Source organism: Pseudomonas sp. B3(2017), from assembly GCF_002113595.1.
Lineage (GTDB): Bacteria > Pseudomonadota > Gammaproteobacteria > Pseudomonadales > Pseudomonadaceae > Aquipseudomonas > Aquipseudomonas ekonensis.
The window spans coordinates 1-4,296 of record NZ_NEIU01000042.1 but is presented as its reverse complement, the minus strand read 5'-3'; the positions used below and the strand labels follow the sequence as shown (position 1 = coordinate 4,296).

Sequence of the window (4,296 nt, the reverse complement as noted above, 5' to 3'; positions counted from 1 at the left end):
GCCGGCCAGGGCGTCGTTCGGCGCGGTGGTGGTGACGGTGCCGGTGGTCTTGCCCACTTCGATGGTGATCGATTGGCCGTTCGCCAGGGTCACGGTGACGGGCGAGCCGGTTACCGGAGCGCCGACGGTAGCGGTGTAGGTGACGGTGCCGCCTTCAGCCGCCGACTCGGTGGCAGTCAGCTTCACGGTGGTGGTGTCGATGGTGTCGGTGACGTTGGTCACCGCCGGGACGGTGCTCGGCACCAGGCTCTCGAAGTTGCCGCCGGACGCATCCTTGATGGTGACTTCGACTTTGCCGGCGTCCTTGTAGACGTCGTCGGCAGGCGCCGGAACGGTCACGGTGCCGGACGTCTTGCCGGCCTCGATGGTGATGGTCGCGCCGTTGGACAGGGTCACGGTCACCGGGGTGCCGGCGGCATTGGTCAGGGTCGCGGTGTAGGTGATCGAGCCGCCTTCGGCCACCGAGTCGGTGGCGCTCAGGTTCAGGTGGGTGGTGTCGGTGGTGTCCGAGACCGCCGTGTCGGCGGACTTGCCGTCCACGTCCAGTTTTTCGTAGTTGCCGCCGCTCGCGCCGTTGATGGTCACGCTCAGGGAACTGCCGCCGGCCAGCGGGCTGTTCGGCGCCACGAAGTTCACGGTGCCGGTGGTCTCGCCGACGGCGATGGTGATGGTCTGGCCGTTGGACAGCGTCACGACCACAGGCGAGCCGGTGACCGGTGCGGTCACGGTCGCGGTGTAGACCACGGTCTCGCCTTCGGCGACGTTCGCCGTGGCGGTCAGCGACACGGTGGAGGTGTCGATGGTGTCGTTGACGGTGGTCACCGCCGGCGTGCCGCTGGTGACCAGGTTCTCGAAGTCGCCGCCGGTCGTGCCCTTGATGGTCGCCTCAACGGTGCCCGCGTCTTTGTAGACGTCGTCGGCCGGGGCCGGAACGGTCACGGTGCCTGAGGTCTTGCCGGCCTCGATGGTGATGGTCGCGCCGTTGCTCAGCGTCACGGTCATCGGCGTGCCGGCGGCGTTGGTCAAGGTGGCGGTATAGGTGATCTGGCCGCCTTCGTTCACCGTGCCGGTGGCGCTGAGCGTCAGGTTGGTGGTGTCGACAGTGTCGGTCACGGTGGTGCTGACCGGGGTCTTGTCACCCACCAGGTTCTCGTAGTTGCCGCCGCTGACGTCGGTGATCGCGTTGGTCAACGGTGCGTGACCGTTCAACGCGTCGTTCGGCGCGGTGGTGGTCACGGTGCCGGTGGTCTTGCCGACTTCAATCGTGATGCTCTGGCCGTTGGCCAGGGTCACGGTGACAGGCGAACCGGTCACTGGCGCGCCCACGGTGGCGGTGTAGGTGACGGTGCCGCCCTCAGTTGCCGACTCGGTGGCGGTCAGCTTCACGGTGGTGGTGTCGACGGTGTCGGTGACTTCGGTGACGGCCGGCGTGGTGCTTGGCACCAGGTTCTCGAAGTTGCCGCCCGTTGCGTCCTTGATCGTGACCTCAACCTTGCCGGCGTCCTTGTAGACGTCGTCGGCAGGGGCCGGAACGGTCACGGTGCCGGTGGTCTTGCCGGCTTCGATGGTGATGGTGGCGCCGTTGCTCAACGTCACAGTGACCGGCGTGCCGGCCGGGTTGGTCAGGGTCGCGGTATAGACGATCGAACCGCCCTCGGCCACGGAACCGGTGGCGCTCAGGGACAGGTGGGTGGTGTCGACGGTGTCGGTCACGGTGGTGCTGACCGGGGTCTTGTCGCCCACGAGGTTCTCGTAGTTGCCGCCGCTGACGTCGGTGATCGCGTTGGTCAACGGTGCGTGACCGTTCAACGCGTCGTTCGGTGCGGTGGTGGTCACGGTGCCGGTGGTCTTGCCGACTTCGATGGTGATCGACTGGCCGTTGGCCAGGGTCACGGTGACGGGCGAACCGGTCACAGGCGCGCCGACGGTGGCGGTATAGGTGACGGTGCCGCCCTCGGCTGCCGACTCGGTGGCGGTCAGCTTCACGGTGGTGGTGTCGATGGTGTCGGTGACTTCGGTGACGGCCGGAACGGTGCTTGGCACCAGGTTCTCGAAGTTGCCGCCCGTTGCATCCTTGATCGTGACCTCAACCTTGCCGGCGTCCTTGTAGACGTCGTCGGCAGGCGCCGGAACGGTCACGGTGCCGGTGGTCTTGCCGGCTTCGATGGTGATGGTGGCGCCGTTGGACAGGGTCACGGTCACCGGGGTGCCGGCCGGGTTGGTCAGGGTCGCGGTGTAGACGATCGAACCGCCCTCGGCCACGGAACCGGTGGCGCTCAGGGACAGGTTGGTGGTGTCGACGGTGTCGGTGACGGTGGTCGATACCGGGGTCTTGTCGGCGACCAGATTCTCGTAGTTGCCGCCGCTGACGTCGGTGATCGCGTTGGTCAGCGGTGCGTGGCCGTTCAACGCATCGTTCGGCGCGGTGGTGGTCACGGTACCGGTGGTCTTGCCGACCTCGATGGTGATCGATTGGCCGTTGGCCAAAGTGACCGTCACAGGAGAGCCGGTGACCGGCGCGCCCACGGTGGCTGTGTAGGTGACGGTGCCGCCCTCAGCCGTCGACTCGGTCGCCGTCAGTTTCACGGTGGTGGTGTCGACGGTGTCGGTGACTTCGGTCACGGCCGGAACGGTGCTCGGCACCAGGTTTTCGAAGTTGCCGCCGGTGGCGTCCTTGATCGTGACCTCAACCTTGCCGGCGTCCTTGTAGACGTCGTCGGCAGGGGCCGGAACGGTCACGGTGCCGGACGTCTTGCCGGCCTCGATGGTGATGGTCGCGCCGTTGGACAGGGTCACGGTCACCGGGGTGCCCGCTGGGTTGGTCAGCGTGGCGGTGTAAACGATCGAACCGCCCTCGGCCACAGTGCCGGTGGCGCTGAGCGTCAGGTCAGTGGTGTCGACGGTGTCGGTCACAGTGGTGCTGACCGGGGTCTTGTCGGCGACCAGGTTCTCGTAGTTGCCGCCGGACACGCCGGTGATCGAGTTGGTCAGCGGTGCATTGCCGGCCAGGGCGTCGTTCGGCGCGGTGGTGGTGATCGTGCCGGTGGTCTTGCCGACTTCGATGGTGATGGTCTGGCCGTTGGCCAGGGTCACGGTCACCGGAGAACCGGTCACTGGCGCGCCGACGGTGGCGGTGTAGGTGACGGTGCCGCCTTCCGCTGCCGTTTCCGAAGCGGTCAGCTTCACGGTGGAGGTGTCGATGGTGTCGGTGACTTCGGTGATGGCCGGAACGGTGCTCGGCACCAAGTTCTCGAAGTTGCCGCCCGTTGCATCCTTGATCGTGACCTCAACCTTGCCGGCGTCCTTGTAGACGTCGTCGGCAGGCGCAGGGACGGTCACGGTGCCGGTGGTCTTGCCGGCCTCGATGGTGATGGTCGCGCCGTTGGACAGGGTCACGGTCACCGGCGTACCTGCCGGGTTGGTCAGGGTCGCCGTATAGACGATCGAACCGCCCTCGGCCACGGTGCCGGTGGCGCTGAGCGTCAGGTCGGTGGTGTCGGCGACATCGGTCACGGTGGTGCTGACGGGGGTCTTGTCGGCCACCAGGTTCTCGTAGTTGCCACCGGAAACACCGGTGATCGCGTTGGTCAGCGGCGCGTTGCCAGCCAGGGCGTCGTTCGGCGCGGTGGTGGTGACCGTACCGGTGGTCTTGCCGACTTCGATGGTGATGGTCTGGCCGTTGGCCAGGGTCACGGTCACCGGAGAGCCGGTCACCGGAGCACCCACGGTAGCGGTGTAGGTGACGGTGCCGCCCTCGGCCACCGACGTGTCGGCCGTCAGTTTCACGGTCGAGGTGTCGATGGTGTCCGTGACTTCGGTGACGGCCGGCGTGGTGCTCGGCACCAGGTTCTCGAAGTTGCCGCCGGTGGCGTCCTTGATGGTCACTTCGACTTTGCCGGCGTCCTTGTAGACGTCATCGGCCGGCGCAGGGACGGTCACGGTGCCGGTGGTCTTGCCGGCTTCGATGGTGATGGTCGCACCGTTGCTCAACGTTACGGTCACCGGGGTGCCGGCGGCGTTGGTCAGGGTCGCGGTGTACACGATCGAACCGCCTTCAGCCACGGTGCCCGTTGCGCTCAGCGTCAGGTTGGTGGTGTCCACGGTGTCGGTGACGGTGGTCGAAACCGGTGTCTTGTCGCCCACGAGGTTTTCGTAGTTGCCGCCGCTGACATCGGTGATCGAGTTGGTCAGCGGTGAGTGGCCGTTCAACGCGTCGTTCGGTGCGGTGGTGGTCACGGTGCCGGTGGTCTTGCCGACTTCGATGGTGATCGATTGGCCGTTGGCCAGGGTCACGGT

The 4,296-nt window shown here is 66.7% G+C and carries 1 protein-coding gene; it reads right to left on the bottom strand.

From position 1 onward, the window contains the following. Positions 1 to 4,296 (bottom strand): immunoglobulin-like domain-containing protein (locus tag CAG33_RS27955; protein ID WP_371857695.1); only part of this gene is annotated, 4,296 nt, incomplete at both ends.